Consider the following 19281-nt stretch of genomic DNA (forward strand, 5'->3'; position numbering starts at 1 on the left):
GACGGCAAGGGGGGCAGTTACCCGCTTACAGGAAGAACAAAAAGGACATCAGCGCCAGAAAGAGGACCGCCAGGAGTACGCCACCGCCGACCGGGTAGGCGCTGCGTTCACAGCGGCCGGAAAATTCGTCCGCAGGGACATCCTTGCCAATCATCTTGTAGTAGGGCGCAGCGAACAAGGCGTGCAAGCGGTCGGCGGGATCGACAAAGAAGCGGGCCAGGGCTGCCGGCAGGCGCCGGACAAAGAGCTGGTCGCCCCAGCTGTTCAGGCGGTTGAAGCTCCGCTCGGCGATGCCGTAGAACAATCGGCCACCCTTACGGTAAAACCAGTCGGCATCGAGATTGATCGAACGAATCTCGGCCGGGTAAATTCCCGACAACAGCAACAGTGAAAAGGCCAGAGCCGAGAAGAAGAGGAGCTGGGTCTGGGAAATGACGTGTGAAACGGTATAGGGCTGATAATCGGTGGGGAAGGGGAGCAGATTGTAAAGGTATTGCGGGAAGCAGCCGATGAAGATGCAGAGGGCAGCGGTCATCCCCATGGCAAGGAGCATGTGGCGTGGCGCTTCCTGGCAGCGAATGCCGGAGTCGTGGGAAAAAAAAGCGAAAAAAGGGATTTTGATGCCGGCGTGGTGAAAGACGCCGGCCGAGGCAAAGAGGAGGACAAACCAGACAAAGCGCAGATCCCCGAGGGCGGCGGCTTCCATGACCATCGATTTGCTGACAAAGCCGCTGAAAAGGGGAAAGGCGGAGATCGATGCCGCGCCGACGATGCAAAAGGCACAGGTCCAGGGCATGGATTTGTAGAGTCCCCCGAGATCGGTGGCGTTGATTTTGCCGGTGCGATACAGCACCGCCCCCATCGTCATGAAGAGCAGTCCCTTGAAGAGGATGTCGTTAAAGGCGTGGGCCACCGCGCCATTGATGGAGAGGGCGGTGCCGATGCCGATCCCCACCACCATAAAGCCGACTTGGTTGATCAGGCTGTAGGCCAGAACCCGGCGCAGGTCGTTCTCGATAACAGCATAAAAGATCGGAAAGGCGGCCATTGCGGTGCCGATCCAGATCAATTCGCTGGTGCCGGGAAAAGATCTGGCCAGGGCATAGATCGCCACCTTGGTGGTGAAGGCCGAAAGGAAGACGGTACCGGTGACGGTCGACTCCGGGTAAGCGTCAGTGAGCCAGGGGTGCAGCAGCGGCCAGGCACAGTTGACCCCGAAACCGATAAAGATCAGCCAGGAAGCAGGGGTCGCCAGACCGATGTAAGCGAACTTGGCGCTGCCGGTCTGCTGTACCTGTAAAATAATCCCGGCGAGGAGGCAGAGACCGCCGGCGACGTGGACCATGAAGTAGCGAAAGCCGGCTCCGAGGGCGGCGGGAGTCCGCCGCGCCATGATCAGGAAGGTGGCGCAAATGGTGAGGAGTTCCCAAAAGACGAAGAGCGAAAAGAGATCTCCGGAAAAGACTGCTCCGAGGGCGGCCGCGGCATAGATCAGCGAAGCGACGTTCTGGACCTTGTCGGCCACATGCAAGGCATAAAGGACAGAGAGGAAGGTGATGAGGTGAAAAATTATGCCGAAGATATAACTGAGACGATCAACCCGGCCGAGGATGATTTCATGGCCAAAAAAGCTGGTGACCCAGTGGTTTCCTTCGGGGATCAGCAGGAAGTTAACGAAGCTCACCACGGGCAGGAGCAGCATCCAGCTGTTCCTGATCTTCCCTTTGAGAAAGGGGACGACCAGGGCACCGACCATCAGCAGGAGAAAAGGGGGCAAAGCGCTAATCATAATGATTCTCTTTACGCATCACGAGGGGGCGCAGGATGTATTTGGCCACAAGGACGAGGATGACACAGGCGACAAACCCGTAAAGGGAGTAGAAGCCGAAGCGATCCTCCCAGGGGAAGATGGCATGCTTGTGGTAAATCAGGTCGGTGGCAAAAAGAAGGATGACACAAGTGTAAAAGATGTAGAGCAGTCGCTGCACATTGCGGGGGTTGTCAAAGACACCCAGCTTCTCCGCGAGCGGGGCGGACGAGGTGTCAGTCTGCTCCGCCGGCGGCGGATTATTCGGGGATACTGGCATTGCCGACTCCTACAGAGTGTCGAAAAGAATCCACGCGAGGTAGAGGGTTCCGAGTGTAAAGATGATGAGAAAGGCCGGCAGGTAACCCGGCACCGGTTCATGATCCAGAATCATCTTTTCTTCGTGTTGATGATCGCTCATGGTCGTTTTCCTGGCGTCGCGACTTATGAAAGGGCGAGCTGAATCAGGCGCAAGAAAGTGCCGGGATAAAAGAAGAGGAGCAGCGAGCCGAGGGCCGTGATCGTCAGCGGGACAAGGCACCAAAGGGGCGCTTCCTGAATGCCTTCACCCTCGTCGCCGCTTTTCGCCGGGGCAAAGAAGCCGCGGTAAACAAACGGGAAGAAGTACGCGGCATTGAGCAGGGAACTGATCAGCAGCACCGCCACCAGAACCAGTTGGTCGGCCTGCACCGCTCCGATCACCAGTTGCCACTTGCTGAGGAACCCACCGAGTGGCGGCATACCGATGATGCTGAGAGAGCCGAGAAAGAAAGCAAAATAGGTGATCGGCATCTTCCGGCCGAGGCCATCCATTTCGCTGATGTACTTTTTATGGCTGGCGACATAGATGGCACCGGCACAAAAGAAGAGAGTGATCTTGCCAAAGGCGTGCATGGCGATGTGCAGCAATCCCCCGGTCATTCCCGCCGCCGAGAGCATGCCGGCGCCGAGGATCATGTAGGAGAGTTGGCCGATGGTCGAATAGGCCAGACGCCGCTTGAGGTTGTCCTGAGTCAGGGCGATCAGCGAGGCGGCGAGGATGGTCACAGAGACAAAGTAGGTCAGGGCGATGCCGAGATCGAGGGAGCGCAGCAGATCCGGGCCGAGGATGTCGAAGATTACGCGCAAAATCGAGAAGACCCCGACCTTGACAACGGCGACGCCATGGAGAAAGCTGCTGACCGGGGTCGGGGCGACCATCGCCGCCGGCAGCCAGCCGTGGAAGGGCATGATCCCAGCCTTGGCGAAACCGGCGACAAAGAGGACGAGCAGGAGGGCGACGGTCCCCGGCGCTACCCCGGTGCCACTCAGGATCCCCCCGGAGGTGAAGTCAAGGGTGCCGGCGATGGCGTAGACGATGAGCATGGCCGGCAGGGCAAAGCCGATGGAGGTGCCGAGGATATAGGTGAGGTACTTGCGCCCGGAGACCTTCGCCTCGGCGTTGCGCTCATGCGTCACGAGCGGATAGGTGGAGAGGGAGAGCATCTCGTAAAAGAGATAAAGGGTGAGCAGGTTGGCGGAGAAGGCGACACCGATGGTGGCGGAGATCGCGACCGCAAAGGAGGCATAATAACGGGTCTGGTCATGCTCCTGCAGCGCCCGCATGTAGCCGATGGAGTAAATAGAGGTGCAGATCCACAGGAAAGAGGCGACCAGGGCGAAGAACATCCCCATCGCGTCGACCCGCAGCTGAAAGGGGACACCCGGGATCAGTTCGGCCAGGGTGAAGACAAACCCGTCGCCGGCCAGCACGGTCGGCAACATGGTCAGGACCAGCAGGAACTTGCCGACGGCGATCAGCAGGGTCACGCTTTCCCGCAGGTTCGGGCGGCGATTAGCGAGAATGATGAAGATGGCGCCGATTAATGAAATCCCGACCGCAGCCACCGGTAACAATGAAGTGATGATATTCATGATTCCTCGTGACCGCTAGAAGCCAGCCGGCAGAGCCGGGATAATCAGGTGCTCGACCAGCGGTCCGACCGCCAGGCCGATGGCCAGCAATGCCACTGCAGACAGGAGGAGAGGGCTGAGCTGCCAGGCGCAGGCTTCCTGGCGCGGCATATCGGCACCATGGCCATGCTCGCCGCCCCCCTGAAAATAAGCGATTTCAATAATACGAAAGAAGAGAATGGCGTTGACCAGACTGCTGATCAGCAGGGCGGCCACGTAAATCCAGGCCCAGGGGCCGGCCTGTATGCCACCGAGAATCAGATACCACTTGCTGAAGAAGCCGGCCGTGGGCGGGACGCCGATCATCGAAAAGGCACCGATGGTGAAGGCAGCCATGGTTAGCGGCATGCGCCGGTAAAGTCCCTGCATCGACGCGAGTTTGCTGTCGCCGAGGCGAAAGACGATGGCCGACGCAGCGAGGAAGAGACAGAGGGTCATCAGGGCATCATTGACGATGTGCAGAATCGCTCCGGTCATCCCCGGGGTGTTGGCCAGCCAGACGCCCCCGACCATGTAGCCGACTTCGGCGACGATGATGTAGGACAGCATCCGTTTGAGATCAGTCTGCGCCAACGCCAGCCCCGAGGCGATCAGGATCGCCAGGGCTGCGGCCCAGACGATGAGGTGCTGTACGCCGACGTGCTGAAAGAAGGCATAATCCGGGGAGAAGATGGAGAAGATGATGCGGATCATCAGGAAGACCGAGACTTTGGTCATCAGCGGAGCGATCAGGACGCTGGTGCTGGAGGGTGCAAGGGAATAGGCGTTCGGCAGCCAGCCGTGCAGCGGCAGGAAGGCCATCTTGATCCAGACGCCGACCAGCAGGAAGGCAAAGGCCGTCGCCACCGAGATCGAGCCGTACATGCCGGGGAGGATGCTCTGGATGTCGGCCATGTTCAGTGAGCCAGTGAGCATGTAGAGATAACCGACGCCGAGGAGATAGAAGCAGGCGCCGATCGTCCCCATGATGATGTAGTTGAAGCTGGCCAGCGGCGCCCGCCCTTTGCCCATGGCGATCAGGCAGTAGGTGGTGATCGAGGTGATCTCCAGCAGGACATAAAGGTTGAAGGCGTCGCCGGTAACCACCAGGCCGAGGAGTCCGGCGATGAGGATCAGATAGAGGGTGAAGAAGAGATGTTCCCGTCCGGGTAGCTCTTGACGGGCACTGGCCAGAGCTGAAAAGGTCGCCAACAGCGCCACTGCGGCGATCAACACCAGCATCAAGGCCGAGAGGGGGTCGATGACCAGTTCGATGCCCCAGGGAGCCCGCCAGCCGCCGACCGTGTAGTGGATGGTGCCGTGCGTCAGTACCTGCTGCAAGACCAGCAGGGCGCTGATGGTGGAAAAGGTCAGGGCGCCCAGGGAGAGGACCGCTACCGAGCCGCGCCAGAAGCGACCGGCGAGATTGACGAAAAAAGCGGTCAGCAGAGGGGCCGCTAAAACATAAAGGGGGAGGTTGCTAGTCATGAGCGACCAATCTTGTCGAGGATTTCGTCTTCTTCCAGGGTTCCGTATTGCTTGTAGATACGTTGCATCACCGCCAGGGCGACACCGGTGACACTGACCGAGACGACGATGGCGGTGAGCATCAGGACGTGCGGCAGGGGATTTACCACCTCCGCCACCTTGACGGCTCCGGCCAGGGCCGCCTCTTTGTCGAGGATCGGGATGCCGCCGCCGCGCTTGGCCCCCATGGAGACATAGAAGAGAATAATGGCGGTTTGGAAGATATTCATCCCCAACAGTTTTTTGACCAGATTACGTTTGCCGATCATGGCGTAGAAGCCGATCATCATCAGCACGACATAAAGCCAGTAATTGTATTTTGCGACCACTTCGCCCAGCATCGATTCCATGCTATAGCCCTTCTTCCATCTGGCCGCCGGAGGCCATGTCCCAGTAAATAGAGAGCATGATGCACATGACTCCCAGTCCGACGCCGACCTCTACAAGAAAAATACCGAGCGAGCGCCACTCAATCGGATCGATGGGGAGCAGGCGGGTGAGGATACTGTAGTCGAGAAAGTAGCCGCCGAGCAGCGCACATAAAGTTGCAATGCCGGTATAGATCAATGCACCGATGTTGGCGAGAATGGCGTTGGTGCGGATCGGGAAGTAGCGTTTGCTGGTCGGCAGGTCGTAGCCGAGGGCAATGAGAATAAAGGCCGCGCCGAGCAGCACCCCTCCCTGGAAGCCGCCGCCCGGGCTGTAGTGCCCGTGCACAATGACGTAGAGGCCAAAGATCTGGATGAACGGCACTGTCAGGCGGATCGTCGTCTGCAGAATCAGATTGTCGCCACCGTCGTCCTTGGCGAGTTCCTGTAAGCTCTTCATGAATCACTCCGTCGCAACACCGCCACCACCCCCATGCCGGCGCAATAGATGACCACCAGTTCGAACATGGTGTCATAGCCCCGATAATCGCCGAGAACGGCGGTGACCAGGTTCGGCACATGGGTTTCCTTGACGGCCTGCTCGATATAGTACGTCGAGAGATGGCTGTTGGGCGGCGACTTCGGATCTCCCCAAGGGGCGAAGTCAGCCGTGCCGTAAAGGAGGATGGCGCCGGTCAGGATGGTCGCCAGCAGGGCCAGGGTTTTCAATCCTTACTCCTTCGTGTTGTGCGGAAGATGGCGGCAATGAAGAGGATGGTGCTGATGCCGGCGCCGACCGTTGCCTCGGTGAAAGCGACATCGACCGCCCCCATCTCTGCCCATAACAAGCACAGAAGAAAGCTGTAGGCGCCAAAGACGATGGCCGCCCCGAGCAGGTCGCGAACGGTTATGGTGGCAATCGCACAGATGACGACCATCAGCAGAATCAACAGGTCGAGTTGCCAGATCATGAGTGTTTCTGCTCCTTGGTCCAGGGTTCGACGCCGACCACCAGCGCCGCCTTGGTGAGGGCGTGGGTCGCTGTCGGACTGGTAATGGAGATGAAGGCGACGATCGCCAGAATCTTCAGGCTGACCAGCAGGTTACCAAAAGAGAAGTCGTGGAGATTAAAGAGGGCCACAGCCAGCAGCACCAGGAAGGCCGCCAGTGTGTCGCATTTACCGGCGGCATGCAATCGGGTGTAAAAATCGGGAAAGCGCAAGATGCCGATCGTACCGATGGCAAAAAAGAAGACGCCGGCAATGAGCAGCACGGAAACCAGAATGGTCATATCAGGCGGCCTCCTTTTCCTTGATCAGTTCATCCTGCAGGTGAACACTTTTACGCCGCAGGAAGAATTTGGTGGCACCAAGGGTGGCGATAAAGTTGAGCAAGGCATAAGCAATGGCAATATCGACGAACATACCGACCTGGCCGTAAAGGAGACCAATCAGCAGCAGAACAATCGTTGTTTTGGTGCCGATGACATTGACTCCGACGATACGGTCAAGGACGGTCGGCCCTCCCACGACCCGTATCAGGGAAAGTAGGATCAGCAGCAGCAGGGCAATGGCGGCGGCGAGAAAAACCGTGGACATCTTTGTTAGTCCTTTTCCAGGGCGGCGATCAGGCGCTCTTCCATCTCGCCCGGCAGATCAGAGGCGGCCGCAGCGGTCAGGGCGTAGACGGTGAACTCATCATTGCTTAGGTTGACGGTGATGGTGCCGGGGGTGAGGGTGATGGACTGTGCCAGGGTCACCCGGGCAAAGGAGCCTTTGAGGCGGGTGCGAAAGCGGACCAATTGGGGATCGATCACTTCAAGCATGCGCGGGTGCAGGACGATGTAGGCCACCTGCAGGTTGGACAGCAGGATCTGCCAGAAGAGCCAGGGGAGATAGATGATCATCCCGAGTACTTGGCTGAAACGTACTTTGAACTCCGGACCAAAGAGGAGGTCCGCCGACAGAAAGGCGATCAGTAGACAGCAGAGCAGTCCCAGGCTCAGGTGGAAGGCATCGAACATTCCGGACATCAAGATCCAGAAACCGGCCATGACTATGAAGGTTACGACTTTATTCATAAGTGACCACGCTGAGGAATGTAAATTAATTGGAAACGATGTTTGTTTATTTTTTGACCTGTTTAAAGGGAGCCAATTTTCGCCAGCGCCGTACCATTTATCATGCTTTTTCTTTGCGGGTCAAGAAAATCCGGTGGTTGTTTTTGCTTTTTTCATCTCCGTTCGGGCGATGTAATTTATTGTGAATAAATGTCTTCAGGATTTTATCAAACGCTATTTGTTGTATACGCTTTAGGCGGTAGGCGTGTCCTGTTGTGACCGTTCTGTGTGGGGTCGGTGATGATTTTTCGCTACGGAGTTGAAAAGAACAAAATCTCCGTTAGACTTTAATCTCCGGGAAAAAGACTTCCGTTGTTTTTTAGTTTTGTCATATAGAGCAGGAGGCTCAGTTTATGCGTTCCTTTTCCTTCGACATCGGCGCGACCCCGGTGCCCGGCGGCGTCAACTTTCGGGTCTGGGCTCCGGCCGCGACCTGTGTCGAGGTCGAAATACTGTCGACCGCTGGCAGGAAATTCGTTTTGCAGCGGGATGGCGACTATTTTCAGGGTGTCGTCGTTGCTGCTGTCGGCGATGACTACTGGTACTGGCTGGACAACACGCTGCGGCGGCCGGATCCGGCTTCGCGTTCGCAACCGCAGGGGGTGCATGGCCCTTCCCGCATCATCGATCCGGCTTTCCCTGAGAATGAAGGGGGATGGGCCGGCATCGCCCTTGACGCTTGCATCTTCTACGAGCTGCACATCGGCACCTTTACTCCGGCCGGAACCTTCGACGCGGCCATCGACCGCCTTGCTTATCTTCGCGAACTCGGGGTCACGGCGCTTCAGATCATGCCGGTGGCGCAATTTCCCGGCGAACGTAACTGGGGCTACGACGGGGTCTTTCCCTTTGCACCGCAAGAGAGTTACGGTGGGCCCGCCGGTCTGAAACGTCTGGTTGCGGCCTGTCATCAACAGGGGTTAGCCGTCTTCCTGGATGTTGTCTACAACCATCTCGGCCCGGAAGGGAACTACCTGCACGCCTTCGGCCCCTACTTTACCGACCGTTATCGCACCCCTTGGGGGGATGCGGTTAACTTTGACGGCGCGGACAGCGATGGCGTGCGCCACTACTTTATCGCCAATGCCTGTTATTGGCTGCGCGAGTACCACTTCGACGGCCTGCGCCTCGATGCGGTGCATGGCATCTTCGACTTCAGCGCCCGCCACATTCTCGACGAATTGACCGAGGCAGTGCATGCGCTGGCCGCTGAGCTCGGACGCCCGGCTTATGTCATCGCCGAAAGCGATCTCAACGATCCCCGGCTGGTCATCGATCGCCGGCACGGGGGCTACGGCCTCGATGCCCAGTGGTGTGATGACTTCCATCATGCTCTCCGCACCCTCTTAACCGGCGACCGTTCCGGATATTTCCGCGACTTTGGTGGATTTTCCCCGCTCGTCAAGAGTTTCCGCGCCGGATTTGTGATGGCCGGCGATTATTCCTCCTATCGGCGCCGCCGCCATGGCGCCTCTTCGGCGGAGATCCCCCCCCGCCAGCTGCTGGTCTTTGCCCAGAACCATGACCAGGTGGGGAACCGCATGCGCGGCGAGCGGCTCAGTGAACATCTGTCTCCGCCGCAGCTGAAACTTGCCGCCGCCACGGTCTTGCTTTCCCCTTACCTCCCCCTCCTCTTTATGGGCGAAGAGTACGCGGAGAGAGCTCCCTTCCCTTATTTCATCAGTCATGGTGATGCGGAGCTGGTCGCGGCGGTCCGGCAGGGACGGAATGATGAATTTCTCCAGTTTGCGTGGCAGGGTCACCCTCCCGATCCGCAGGCCGAAAGCACTTTCCTGTCGGCAAAAGTCGATCCGGAACAGCGCCGGCAGGGGGAGCAGCGGGCACTCTTCGATTTCTATGGTGAGCTGATCCGACTGCGCAAGGAGTGCCGGCCTCTTGCCAAGCTCGACCGGGAGGGGATGGAGATTGTTGCCGGCGAGGAGGAACAGCTGCTGGCCATCACCCGTAGCGCTGGCGACGAGCAGATCCTTTGTCTCTTCAACTATAGTGAGCGGCCGCGTCTTGTCGCTCCCCCCCTGGCGATGGGGACTCTTACCCTTCTTTTCGATTCTGCCGGTGCCGTGTTGCCGGGCAGGGGCATCACGGTCGATGCCGCCCGACCTGAAACCTTTCCGGCGCTCCCCCCCTTTGGTGTCAGCGTCTACCGAAAGGACTAGATTATGGAACGATTCCTCTGCATCCATGGCCACTTTTATCAGCCCCCCCGCGAGAACCCCTGGCTGGAGGCGATTGAAATCCAGGATTCGGCTTATCCTTATCATGACTGGAATGAGCGGATCACCGCTGAGTGCTATGCCCCCAATACCGCGTCCCGCACCCTTGATCATGAAGGGCGGATCCGGGGGATCATCAATAACTATGCTTCGATCAGCTTCAACTTCGGTGCGACCCTCCTTTCCTGGATGGAAAAGTTTGCGCCCGCAACCTATCAGGCGATTCTCGCCGCCGACCGGCAGAGCCGCCACTGGCGTTCCGGGCATGGCGCTGCCCTGGCCCAGGTCTACAACCACATCATTATGCCTCTCGCCAGCCGGCGCGACAAAGAGACACAGGTGCGCTGGGGGATCAAGGATTTTGAAGCGCGCTTTCAACGCTTCCCCGAAGGGATGTGGCTGGCGGAGACCGCCGTCGATACAGAGACTCTCGAGGTGCTGGCCGCTGCGGAGATCCGTTTCACGATCCTTGCTCCGCATCAGGCAGCGGCGGTGCGCAAGATCGGCAGCGGCAAATGGCAGGAGGTCAACGGCGCCCGCATCGACCCTTCCCAGGCCTACCTCTGCCGTCTCCCCTCCGGGCGGAGCATCACCCTCTTCTTCTACGATGGACCGATCTCACAGGCCGTCGCCTTCGAGAAGCTGCTGAGCAGCGGTGAACAATTTGCCGCCCGGCTGTTGACCGGCTTTGCAGCCCAGCGCAAACATTCCCAACTCGTCCACATCGCCACCGATGGCGAGACCTACGGCCATCATCACCGCTTCGGCGAGATGGCGCTCGGCCATGCCCTGCATCATATCAAAACTAATAATTTGGCGCGGCTGACCAACTACGGCGAGTATCTGGAGCTGAATCCTCCCACCATGGAGGTCCAGATTGTCGAAAAGAGCTCCTGGAGCTGCAGTCACGGTGTCGAGCGCTGGCGTCGTCATTGCGGATGCAACTCGGGGGGGGGCAGTGGCTGGAACCAGCAGTGGCGGCAGCCGTTGCGCGAGGCCCTCGACTGGCTCGGCGGTGAACTGGCCGATGCTTATGAACGGGGAGCAGCCGGGGTGCTGAAGGAGCCCTGGAAGGCGCGGGATGATTATATTGACGTCATATTGAACCGCTCCCCGGAGAATGTTGCCGCCTTTTTGCAGCGGCATATGCCGCCGTCTCTGGGAGAAGAAGCTGCGGTCGACGCCCTTTGTCTGCTTGAGATGCAGCGCCACGCCCTGCTCATGTTCACCAGCTGCGGCTGGTTTTTTGATGAACTCTCGGGGCTGGAAACAGTGCAGATCATCCAGTATGCCGGCCGGGCCATCCAGTTGGCCGGGAAGTACTCGTCACAGCCGATCGAAGGCCCCTTTCTGAACCGGCTGGCGCTGGCTAAAAGCAACCTGCGTGTCCATGGGGACGGAGCGAAGATCTACAAGAAATCGATCAAGCCGGCGATGATCGACTTGATCAAGGTCGGGGCACACTACGCCGTCAGCTCGGTCTTTGAGGAGTACAGCAAGGAGACCGGCATCTTCAGTTATCATACCTTGCGGGAGGACTTCCTCCTTATCTCCGCCGGAGAGATGCGACTGGCGATCGGCAGGGTCTTCATCCGCTCGACCATCACTCATCAGGCCGACCGGATCAGTTTCTGTACCCTCTATCACGGCGGTCATGCCCTGAACAGCGGTGTCCGGTCCTTCCTTGGTGAAAGAGCTTATCTGGGCATGAAGAGGGAGATCGTCGCTGCCTTCAATGACGGTGATGTCGCCAAGATCATCCGGCGGATGGACGGTCATTTCGGCCGGCACAGTTACTCCCTGCGCAACCTTTTTCGCGATGAGCAGCGGCAGATCCTTAAGCACATCATTGCTGCAACCTTGCAGGAGTTTGAAATAAAATTCAGCGATCTCTACGACAAAAGCCGCAGCCTCGCCGGGTTTTTGCGCGAAACCGGTATGCCGGTACCGCACCGTTTTATGACCACGGCCGAGACCTCCCTGAATTTGCAACTGCAAAAGCTCTTCACCGCCGAGGCTGTCGACATGACAAGGCTGCAGGAGACAATCGACGAGATCGGCATCTGGAAGGTCGGCGTCGACAAGGTGGCCCTGGAGTTTATCGTTCGCCGTCGATTGGAGAGGGCCATGGATGCCCTGCAGGAAGAGCCGGAGAGCCCACAACGCCAGACGGATGTGAGTCAATTGCTAGAGGCGATTGCGCACCTCTCCATCGAGGTGAATCTCTGGGAGGTGCAGAACCAGTACTGGGATTTAATCCGTTCCCGCGGCATCGACTTCAGCCCTCACGCCGGAGAGACCGCGAGGCCTGGTACCGCCGGGGTTGAATTCCTCCGCAAACTCGGGGGACTGCTCCATTTTAATGTCGGGGTAGATCTGACATCCAGGGGAGAGCTATGAATGGTCAGGGTCTAAGGATACCGGTCTCAACCTACCGGCTGCAGTTCAATGCTGATTTTCGCTTCAGCGATGCGCAGCAGATCATCCCCTATCTGCATGCCCTCGGGATCAGCGATCTCTACGCTTCCCCCTACTTCAAAGCGCGGACAGGGAGCCAGCACGGTTACGATATTCTTGACCAGAACAGCCTTAATCCCGAGATCGGCAGCCCCGATGAGTACGAAGCGCTGGTCGCCACGCTGCATCGCTTTGATATGGGACAGATTCTCGATATCGTCCCTAACCACATGTGTATCGAAGGGCAGAATGACTTCTGGCTCGACGTCCTCGAGAATGGCCCAAGTTCCCCCTATGCGAACTTCTTCGATATCGATTGGCACCCGGTCAAGCAGGAGTTGGAAAACAAAATTCTCATCCCCATCCTCGGCGAGCAGTACGGAACCATCCTCGAAAACGGCGAGCTGCATCTGGCTTTTGAAGAAGGATCTTTCTTCGTTTACTACTTTGAACACAAATTTCCGATAATCCCCAAGTCCTACAGCAATGTCCTGACCCTGGAACTCGATGCTTTGGAGGCGGAGCTGTCGAGCGATGTCCACGAGTTTCAGGAGCTGATGAGCATCGTCACCGCCCTCAAGCACCTCCCCCCCACCACCGAACAGCTTCCCGAGCGCATCACGGAGCGCTACCGGGAGAAGGAGGTCGTCAAGCGGCGGCTCTGGACCCTGTATCAGGAGAGTAGCGTCATCAGGGCTTTTATTGACGGCAATGTCATCGCCTTCAACGGCAGTAAGGGTGATCCCCGCACTTTCGATCTCCTCGACGCTCTCCTCGGCGAGCAGGTCTATCGCATCTCCCACTGGCGAGTCGCCACCGAGGAGATCAACTACCGCCGCTTCTTCGACATCAACTCCCTCGGCGCCATTCGCGTCGAGGATCCGGTCGTCTTCGCTGCGACCCATCGCCTGGTCTTCGATCTGATTGCAAGCGGCAAGATCAACGGCCTGCGGATTGACCATGCCGATGGTCTGTGCGATCCGGAAGACTATATCAAGCGGCTGCAATCGAGCTGTTTTCTGCACCTCTATGGCGAGACCACCGGCGCTGAGAGCAAAGAGGAGGAGGCCACGATTCGCGGGAGGTATGGGCAAATTCTGGCCGGCGACCCTGCTTACAAGCCTTTTTACATCCTCGGCGAAAAGATCCTGCTGAAATCCGAGAAGCTGCCGGAGAGCTGGCCGGTCTATGGGACGACCGGTTACGATTTTGCCAACCAGGTCAATGGCCTCTTCGTCGAGACCGGCCAGGCCAAAGTCTTTGAACGACTCTACAGCCGCTTTGTTCAGCAGCGCATCGACTTCCCTAGTGTAGCCTACGAGTGCAAAAAACTGGTCATGCAGGTCACCATGTCGAGTGAGATCAATACCCTTGGCCACTATTTGAACCGGATCTCCGAACAGAACCGTCATACCCGCGACTTCACCCTCAACAGTCTGATCAAGTCGATCATCGAGGTGATCGCCTGTTTTCCCGTCTACCGGACCTACATCAACAACTACGAGGTCGCGGAGCGGGATCGCCTTTACATCGAGTCGTCGGTCAGTCGGGCCAAACGTCAGAATCCGGCGATCAGCGCCTCGGTCTTCGATTTCATCCGCGATGTCCTCCTGTTGCGCTTCCCGGAGACGATGAATGAGGACTACCGGCAGGTCTGGCTCGATTTCGTCAAGCGTTTTCAACAGATCACCGGCCCGGTCATGGCCAAAGGGGTCGAGGATACCGCCTTTTACGTTTGCAATCGCCTCCTCTCCCTCAACGAGGTCGGCGGCAGTCCGGAGCGCTTCGGCATAACCGTCGAGACCTTTCACGGGCAGAATATCGAACGCAGCAAGAGTCGTCCCTTGGCGATGCTCGCCTCCTCGACCCATGACACCAAGCGGAGCGAGGATGTGCGGGCGCGGATCAACGTCCTCACCGAGATGCCGGAGCTGTGGCGGGAAGGGCTTTACCGCTGGAGCCGGCATAACCGTAAACTCAAGGAGATGATCGACGGCAAGCTGGTGCCGGGACGCAATGAAGAATACTTTCTTTACCAGACCCTGATCGGCACCTGGCCCTTCTGCCCTCCGGATGATCCGGAATTCGCAGGTTTCCGCACCCGCATGAAGGACTATATGCTCAAGGCTCTGCGCGAAGCCAAGGTCAACACCAGCTGGATCAGCCCCAATCTTCCCTATGAAGAGGCGCTCCTGACCTTTATCGACAGGATACTGAAAGTCTCCAGAAAGAATAAATTCCTAACGGATTTTTCCTCCTTTCAGCGCCTGACCGCTGCCTGCGGCATCTTCAATGGATTGGCGCAGACCCTCCTCAAGATCTGCTCGCCGGGGATCCCTGATGTCTATCAGGGGAACGAATTGTGGGATTTCAGCCTTGTCGACCCCGACAATCGCCGTTTTGTCGATTATGCTTTACGAAGAAGGCTCCTTGATGAGTTGCTGCGCAAAGAAGAAGAGGAAGGCCCCCTGGCCACAGCCCGGGATGTCGTTGCCAGCCGCCGCGACGGCCGTATCAAGCTGCACCTGACCTGCAAGGCCCTCAATTTTCGCCGTGCCAACCGTGAGCTCTTTGAAACGGGGCGCTATCTGCCGCTCGTCGTGGAGGGTCCGTGCCAGGATCATGTCTGTGCCTTTGAGCGCGCCTCGAGCGATAGCGCTTTTCTGGTGGTGGTCCCCCTCTGTTGCAGTCATTTACTGGCCGACGAGCAAGGCCTTCCCCTCGGAGAAAAGATTTGGCAGGGAACGCAAATCCTCCTTTCCCCCGAGAGTTCTGCCGCCAGCTACCGAAACCTCCTCACCGGCGAGATCCTCCATGCCGTAGATGGGGAGGGGGGGTGGAACCTGCTTTTGGCTGAAGTCCTCGCCAATTATCCGGTGGCCTTGCTCGAACGGCTTGATCGCAGCCCCTGACAAAGTGAAAGGAGACGTCGCGGTGTTGACGGAACACGATATCTATCTCTTCAAGGAAGGGACCCATTCCCGGCTGCACGAAAAGTTCGGCTGCCAGCTGGTCGAGTACGACGGTGCTGGAGGCGCGCATTTCTCGGTGTGGGCGCCCAACGCCCGGCGTGTCTCGGTGGTCGGTGATTGGAACGGCTGGAAAAGGGGGGCCCATCCGCTCCGGATGCGGGAAGACGGTTCGGGGATCTGGTCCGGATTTGTGCCGGGTGTCAGTCAGGGGCAGGCCTACAAATATTTCATCACCTCCCGCCAGGGCGGTTATCAGGTGGAGAAGGCCGACCCCTTCGCTTTTTGTGCCGAAGCGCCGCCGCGAACCGGTTCCCGCGCCTGGAGGTTCAACTACGAATGGAACGATGCGGCGTGGATGGCGACGCGGAGCAGCGCCAATGCCCTCGATGCGCCGCTGTCGATCTATGAAGTGCATCTCGGCTCGTGGCGGCGGGTGCCCGAGGAGGCCAACCGTTTTCTCAACTATCGTGAGATTGCGCAACCCCTCGCCGAGTATGTGCGCGAAATGGGATTCACCCATGTTGAACTGATGCCAGTCACCGAACACCCCTTTTTCGGTTCCTGGGGGTATCAGACCACCGGCTACTTTGCCCCGACGGCCCGTTACGGTGATCCGGAAGATTTCATGCACCTCGTCGATACCCTGCACCAGCACGGCATCGGTGTCATCCTCGACTGGGTCCCGTCGCATTTCCCCAGCGACGAACACGGGCTGGTCTACTTCGACGGCACCGCCCTTTATGAACACGCCGATCCGAAACAGGGCTTTCACCCGGAATGGACCAGCCAGGTCTTCAATTACGGCCGCAACGAAGTGGGCGGTTTTCTGATTTCCAGCGCTTTGTTCTGGCTGGATCGTTATCACGTCGATGGGCTGCGCGTCGATGGTGTCGCCTCGATGCTTTATCTCGATTATGGCCGTCAGCCTGACGAGTGGGTGCCGAACCGTTACGGCGGCCGGGAGAACATCGAGGCCGTCGAGTTCCTGCGCCTGCTCAACCAGGCGGTCTATCGCGAACATCCCGACGTGCAGACCATGGCCGAGGAATCGACCTCCTGGCCGATGGTGTCACGGCCGGTCTATCTCGGCGGCCTCGGCTTCGGGCTGAAGTGGAATATGGGCTGGATGCACGACGCCCTCAAGTACATGAGCCAGGATCCGATCCACCGCAAGTATCACCATAGCCAACTCACTTTTTCGATCTGGTACGCCTTTTTCGAGAATTTCCTCCTTCCCCTCTCGCACGATGAAGTCGTCTACGGGAAAGGCTCACTGCTCAACAAGATGCCGGGCGATCCCTGGCGTCAGTTCGCCAATCTGCGTTTGCTCTACGGTTATATGTGGGGGCACCCTGGCAAGAAACTCCTCTTTATGGGGTGTGAATTCGGCCAGCGCAGCGAATGGACGCACGAAGGGAGCCTGGAGTGGCATCTGCTCCAGACTCCCGAGCACGCCGGTCTGCAGCGCTGGGTGAGCGATCTGAACCGGCTTTACCGCGCCGAACCCGCCCTTTATCAACGCGATTTTGACCAGTCCGGTTTTGCCTGGGTGGATTGCAATGACAGCGAACAGAGTGTCTTGACCTTCCTGCGCCTGCCGCAAGGGGAAGGCGCGCCGATCCTCGTGGTCTGCAACTTCACGCCCATTCCGCGTACCAACTATATTGTCGGGGTTCCGGACGGTGGGTATTGGCGAGAAATTGCCAACAGCGATGCGCCGCTCTACGGCGGCAGCGGCATCGGCAACCTTGGCGGCGTCGAGGCGGCGCCGGTCGCGGTGCAAGGTCGCTACCACTCCCTGGTGCTGACGCTGCCGCCCCTTGCCATCCTCATGTTCAAGAAGGAGGGGACAGATGACTGAAACGGAAATGCCGGTCAGCGACGGACGGCGGCGAGCGGTGATCGAATGCGTCACCCCGGTGGTGGACGGCGGCCGCTTTGCCGTCAAACGGATCGTCGGTGACGACGTTGTCGTCGAGGCCGATTGTTTCACTGATGGCCATGATACGCTTGACTGTCTCCTTTTGTGGCGCCGTGAGGACGAAACAACCTGGCAGGAAACCCCCATGGCCCCCCTCGGCAATGATCGCTGGCGCGGCACTTTTACCGCCGGGGACATCGGGCGCTACCGTTACACGGTCACCGCCTGGGTCGATCACTTCCTGTCCTGGCGCCATGATTTTGTCCGGCGTATCGATGCCGAGGATCTGCGCCTTGCTGCCCTGGTCGGGGCGGGACATATTGAAAACGCCGCCGCCCGCGCGCAAGGAGAGGACCGTAAAGCATTGCACTCCTGGGCCCGGCAACTCCGCACGCTACGCGATGCGCGGGAACTCAAGGCCTGCGGGGTCGACGCAGAGCTCACTGCCTTGGCCCGGCGCTTTCCCGACCGACGCCTCGCCAGCACTGACCCTATCGAGTATCCGCTGGTGGTCGACCGCGCGCGCGCCCGCTTCTCGGCCTGGTACGAGATGTTCCCCCGTTCGGCCGCGCCCGAGCCGGGAGAACACGGCACCTTCCAAGATTGTGAGGCGCACCTCCCCGCCATCGCCAGGATGGGGTTCGACGTCCTCTACTTCCCCCCCATCCATCCGATCGGGCGCGTCAACCGCAAGGGCGAGAACAACGCCCTGGTCGCCTGGCCCGGCGACGTCGGCAGCCCGTGGGCCATCGGCTCCCGTGAAGGGGGCCACAAGGCGCTGCACAGTGAACTGGGGACGATGGCCGACTTCCGGCAGCTGCTGGCCAGCGTCCACAGCCATGACATGGAGCTGGCTCTGGATATTGCCTTCCAGTGTGCGCCGGATCACCCCTACGTCGAGGCGCATCCGGAGTGGTTCCGATGGCGTCCCGACGGCACGGTCCAGTACGCCGAGAACCCGCCGAAGAAGTATCAGGATATCTTCCCCTTCGAATTCGAATCAGAGGAGTGGCGCGAACTGTGGCAGGAGCTCGCCGACGTGATCCGTTTCTGGGCTGAAGAAGGGGTGCGGATCTTCCGCATCGACAACCCGCACACCAAGCCCTTTCCCTTCTGGGAATGGGCCATCGCCGAGCTCAAGCGCGACTATCCGGATGCGATCTTCCTCGCCGAGGCCTTCACCCGCGCCAAGGTCATGCACCGCCTTGCCAAACTCGGCTTCAGCCAGTCTTACACCTACTTCACCTGGCGCAATTCCAAACACGAACTGGTCGAATACTTCACCGAACTCACCCAGGGGCCGGGGCGCGAATACTTCCGGCCCAACGCCTGGCCGAATACCCCGGATATTCTCAACGAGTATCTGCAGTTCGGCGGGCGTCCCGCCTTCATCATCCGCCTGGTCCTGGCGGCGACGCTGGCGGCGAACTACGGCATTTACGGGCCGGCCTACGAGCTCCTCGAAGACGCCCCGCATACCCCCGGCAGCGAGGATTACCTCGACAGCGAAAAGTATCAGCTCCGCACCTGGAACCGGCAGGCACCGCAGAGCCTGGCGGATGTGATTGCCCGCGTCAACCGCGCCCGCCGCGACAACCCGGCACTCCAGTCCGATGCCTCGCTGCGCTTCTTCCCGGTCGATAATGACAATCTGCTCTGTTATGCCAAGTCGCATGCCGGGGAGAAGAACCTGGTCGTGGTGGTGGTGAATCTCGACCCGCACCATATCCAGTCCGGCTGGGTCGAGCTCGATCTGGAGGCCCTCGGCATCGATCCGCATACGACCTACCAGATGCACGATCTCCTCTCCAGCGCCCGGTTTCTCTGGAGCGGGCCGCGCAATTTCGTCCAGATCGATCCGCAGCGGGCGCCGGCCCATCTCTTCGCGCTGCGCCGCAAGGTGCGGACCGAGCGTAATTTCGATTATTTCCTGTAACGGATACG

The 19281-nt window shown here is 59.0% G+C and carries 14 protein-coding genes and 1 pseudogene; 5 read left to right on the top strand and 10 right to left on the bottom strand.

What is annotated here, in order from left to right:
- Positions 1 to 25: 25 nt before the first annotated feature.
- The 10 genes and pseudogenes from CVU69_03155 to CVU69_03200 form a co-directional block, all read right to left on the bottom strand.
- Complete coding sequence (locus CVU69_03155) at positions 26 to 1792, bottom strand: Na(+)/H(+) antiporter subunit D (GenBank protein PKN13313.1); 1767 nt, start codon at positions 1790 to 1792, stop codon at positions 26 to 28.
- The gene (locus CVU69_03160) at positions 1782 to 2015 is read right to left on the bottom strand and encodes a hypothetical protein (protein PKN13357.1); all 234 of its coding nucleotides are present in this window, start codon (positions 2013 to 2015) and stop codon (positions 1782 to 1784) included. Before CVU69_03160 ends, CVU69_03155 begins: the two co-directional genes overlap by 11 nt.
- A 236-nt stretch (positions 2016 to 2251) precedes the next feature.
- Complete coding sequence (locus CVU69_03165; protein PKN13314.1) at positions 2252 to 3721, bottom strand: cation:proton antiporter; 1470 nt, start codon at positions 3719 to 3721, stop codon at positions 2252 to 2254.
- Positions 3722 to 3736: 15 nt separating this feature from the next.
- Positions 3737 to 5227 (bottom strand): hypothetical protein, encoded by a 1491-nt coding sequence (locus tag CVU69_03170; protein ID PKN13315.1) that lies wholly within the window; start codon positions 5225 to 5227, stop codon positions 3737 to 3739.
- Positions 5224 to 5616, bottom strand: coding sequence for an NADH-quinone oxidoreductase subunit J (locus tag CVU69_03175; protein ID PKN13316.1), 393 nt, complete (start codon positions 5614 to 5616; stop codon positions 5224 to 5226). The genes CVU69_03170 and CVU69_03175 overlap by 4 nt, the downstream gene beginning before the upstream one ends.
- Position 5617: 1 nt before the next feature.
- Positions 5618 to 6363: pseudogene (locus CVU69_03180) on the bottom strand (sodium:proton antiporter).
- Positions 6360 to 6605: a cation:proton antiporter gene (locus CVU69_03185; protein ID PKN13317.1), complete on the bottom strand. Its 246-nt coding sequence runs from the start codon at positions 6603 to 6605 to the stop codon at positions 6360 to 6362. The pseudogene CVU69_03180 and the gene CVU69_03185 overlap by 4 nt, the downstream one beginning before the upstream one ends.
- Positions 6602 to 6925, bottom strand: a complete 324-nt coding sequence (locus tag CVU69_03190) for a sodium:proton antiporter (GenBank protein PKN13318.1) — start codon at positions 6923 to 6925, stop codon at positions 6602 to 6604. Before CVU69_03190 ends, CVU69_03185 begins: the two co-directional genes overlap by 4 nt.
- A 1-nt stretch (position 6926) precedes the next feature.
- On the bottom strand, positions 6927 to 7232 hold the full coding sequence (locus tag CVU69_03195; GenBank protein ID PKN13319.1) for a pH regulation protein F: 306 nt from the start codon (positions 7230 to 7232) through the stop codon (positions 6927 to 6929).
- A gap of 5 nt (positions 7233 to 7237) precedes the next feature.
- Positions 7238 to 7714 (bottom strand): cation transporter, encoded by a 477-nt coding sequence (locus tag CVU69_03200; GenBank protein PKN13320.1) that lies wholly within the window; start codon positions 7712 to 7714, stop codon positions 7238 to 7240.
- A 392-nt stretch (positions 7715 to 8106) separates the two neighbouring features.
- Between CVU69_03200 and treZ the strand changes: the two genes are divergently transcribed.
- Genes treZ through CVU69_03225 form a run of 5 tightly spaced genes read left to right on the top strand, consistent with a single transcriptional unit; the run spans position 8107 to position 19273 of the window.
- Entirely contained in the window at positions 8107 to 9930 is a 1824-nt protein-coding gene (gene treZ / locus CVU69_03205; GenBank protein ID PKN13321.1) for a malto-oligosyltrehalose trehalohydrolase, read from the top strand.
- A 3-nt stretch (positions 9931 to 9933) separates the two neighbouring features.
- Positions 9934 to 12387, top strand: coding sequence for a glycoside hydrolase (locus CVU69_03210; GenBank protein ID PKN13322.1), 2454 nt, complete (start codon positions 9934 to 9936; stop codon positions 12385 to 12387).
- On the top strand, positions 12384 to 15356 hold the full coding sequence (locus tag CVU69_03215; GenBank protein PKN13323.1) for a malto-oligosyltrehalose synthase: 2973 nt from the start codon (positions 12384 to 12386) through the stop codon (positions 15354 to 15356). Before CVU69_03210 ends, CVU69_03215 begins: the two co-directional genes overlap by 4 nt.
- Positions 15268 to 17277: a 1,4-alpha-glucan branching enzyme gene (locus tag CVU69_03220; protein PKN13358.1), complete on the top strand. Its 2010-nt coding sequence runs from the start codon at positions 15268 to 15270 to the stop codon at positions 17275 to 17277. Before CVU69_03215 ends, CVU69_03220 begins: the two co-directional genes overlap by 89 nt.
- A 7-nt stretch (positions 17278 to 17284) precedes the next feature.
- Positions 17285 to 19273: an alpha-1,4-glucan--maltose-1-phosphate maltosyltransferase gene (locus CVU69_03225; GenBank protein PKN13359.1), complete on the top strand. Its 1989-nt coding sequence runs from the start codon at positions 17285 to 17287 to the stop codon at positions 19271 to 19273.
- The last annotated feature ends 8 nt before the right edge of the window (positions 19274 to 19281 follow it).

This window comes from Deltaproteobacteria bacterium HGW-Deltaproteobacteria-4 (genome assembly GCA_002841765.1).
Taxonomy (GTDB): Bacteria; Desulfobacterota; Desulfuromonadia; order Desulfuromonadales; family UBA2197; genus UBA2197.

Bases quoted from the DNA above. Each gene is read 5' to 3' on its own strand.
- CVU69_03165 (PKN13314.1), bottom strand. From the start codon at position 3,721: ATGAATATCATCACTTCATTGTTACCGGTGGCTGCGGTCGGGATTTCA.
- CVU69_03170 (PKN13315.1), bottom strand. From the start codon at position 5,227: ATGACTAGCAACCTCCCCCTTTATGTTTTAGCGGCCCCTCTGCTGACC.
- CVU69_03175 (PKN13316.1), bottom strand. From the start codon at position 5,616: ATGGAATCGATGCTGGGCGAAGTGGTCGCAAAATACAATTACTGGCTT.
- CVU69_03185 (PKN13317.1), bottom strand. From the start codon at position 6,605: ATGATCTGGCAACTCGACCTGTTGATTCTGCTGATGGTCGTCATCTGT.
- CVU69_03190 (PKN13318.1), bottom strand. From the start codon at position 6,925: ATGACCATTCTGGTTTCCGTGCTGCTCATTGCCGGCGTCTTCTTTTTT.
- CVU69_03195 (PKN13319.1), bottom strand. From the start codon at position 7,232: ATGTCCACGGTTTTTCTCGCCGCCGCCATTGCCCTGCTGCTGCTGATC.
- CVU69_03200 (PKN13320.1), bottom strand. From the start codon at position 7,714: ATGAATAAAGTCGTAACCTTCATAGTCATGGCCGGTTTCTGGATCTTG.
- treZ (PKN13321.1), top strand. From the start codon at position 8,107: ATGCGTTCCTTTTCCTTCGACATCGGCGCGACCCCGGTGCCCGGCGGC.
- CVU69_03210 (PKN13322.1), top strand. From the start codon at position 9,934: ATGGAACGATTCCTCTGCATCCATGGCCACTTTTATCAGCCCCCCCGC.
- CVU69_03215 (PKN13323.1), top strand. From the start codon at position 12,384: ATGAATGGTCAGGGTCTAAGGATACCGGTCTCAACCTACCGGCTGCAG.
- CVU69_03220 (PKN13358.1), top strand. From the start codon at position 15,268: ATGGGGAGGGGGGGTGGAACCTGCTTTTGGCTGAAGTCCTCGCCAATT.
- CVU69_03225 (PKN13359.1), top strand. From the start codon at position 17,285: ATGCCGGTCAGCGACGGACGGCGGCGAGCGGTGATCGAATGCGTCACC.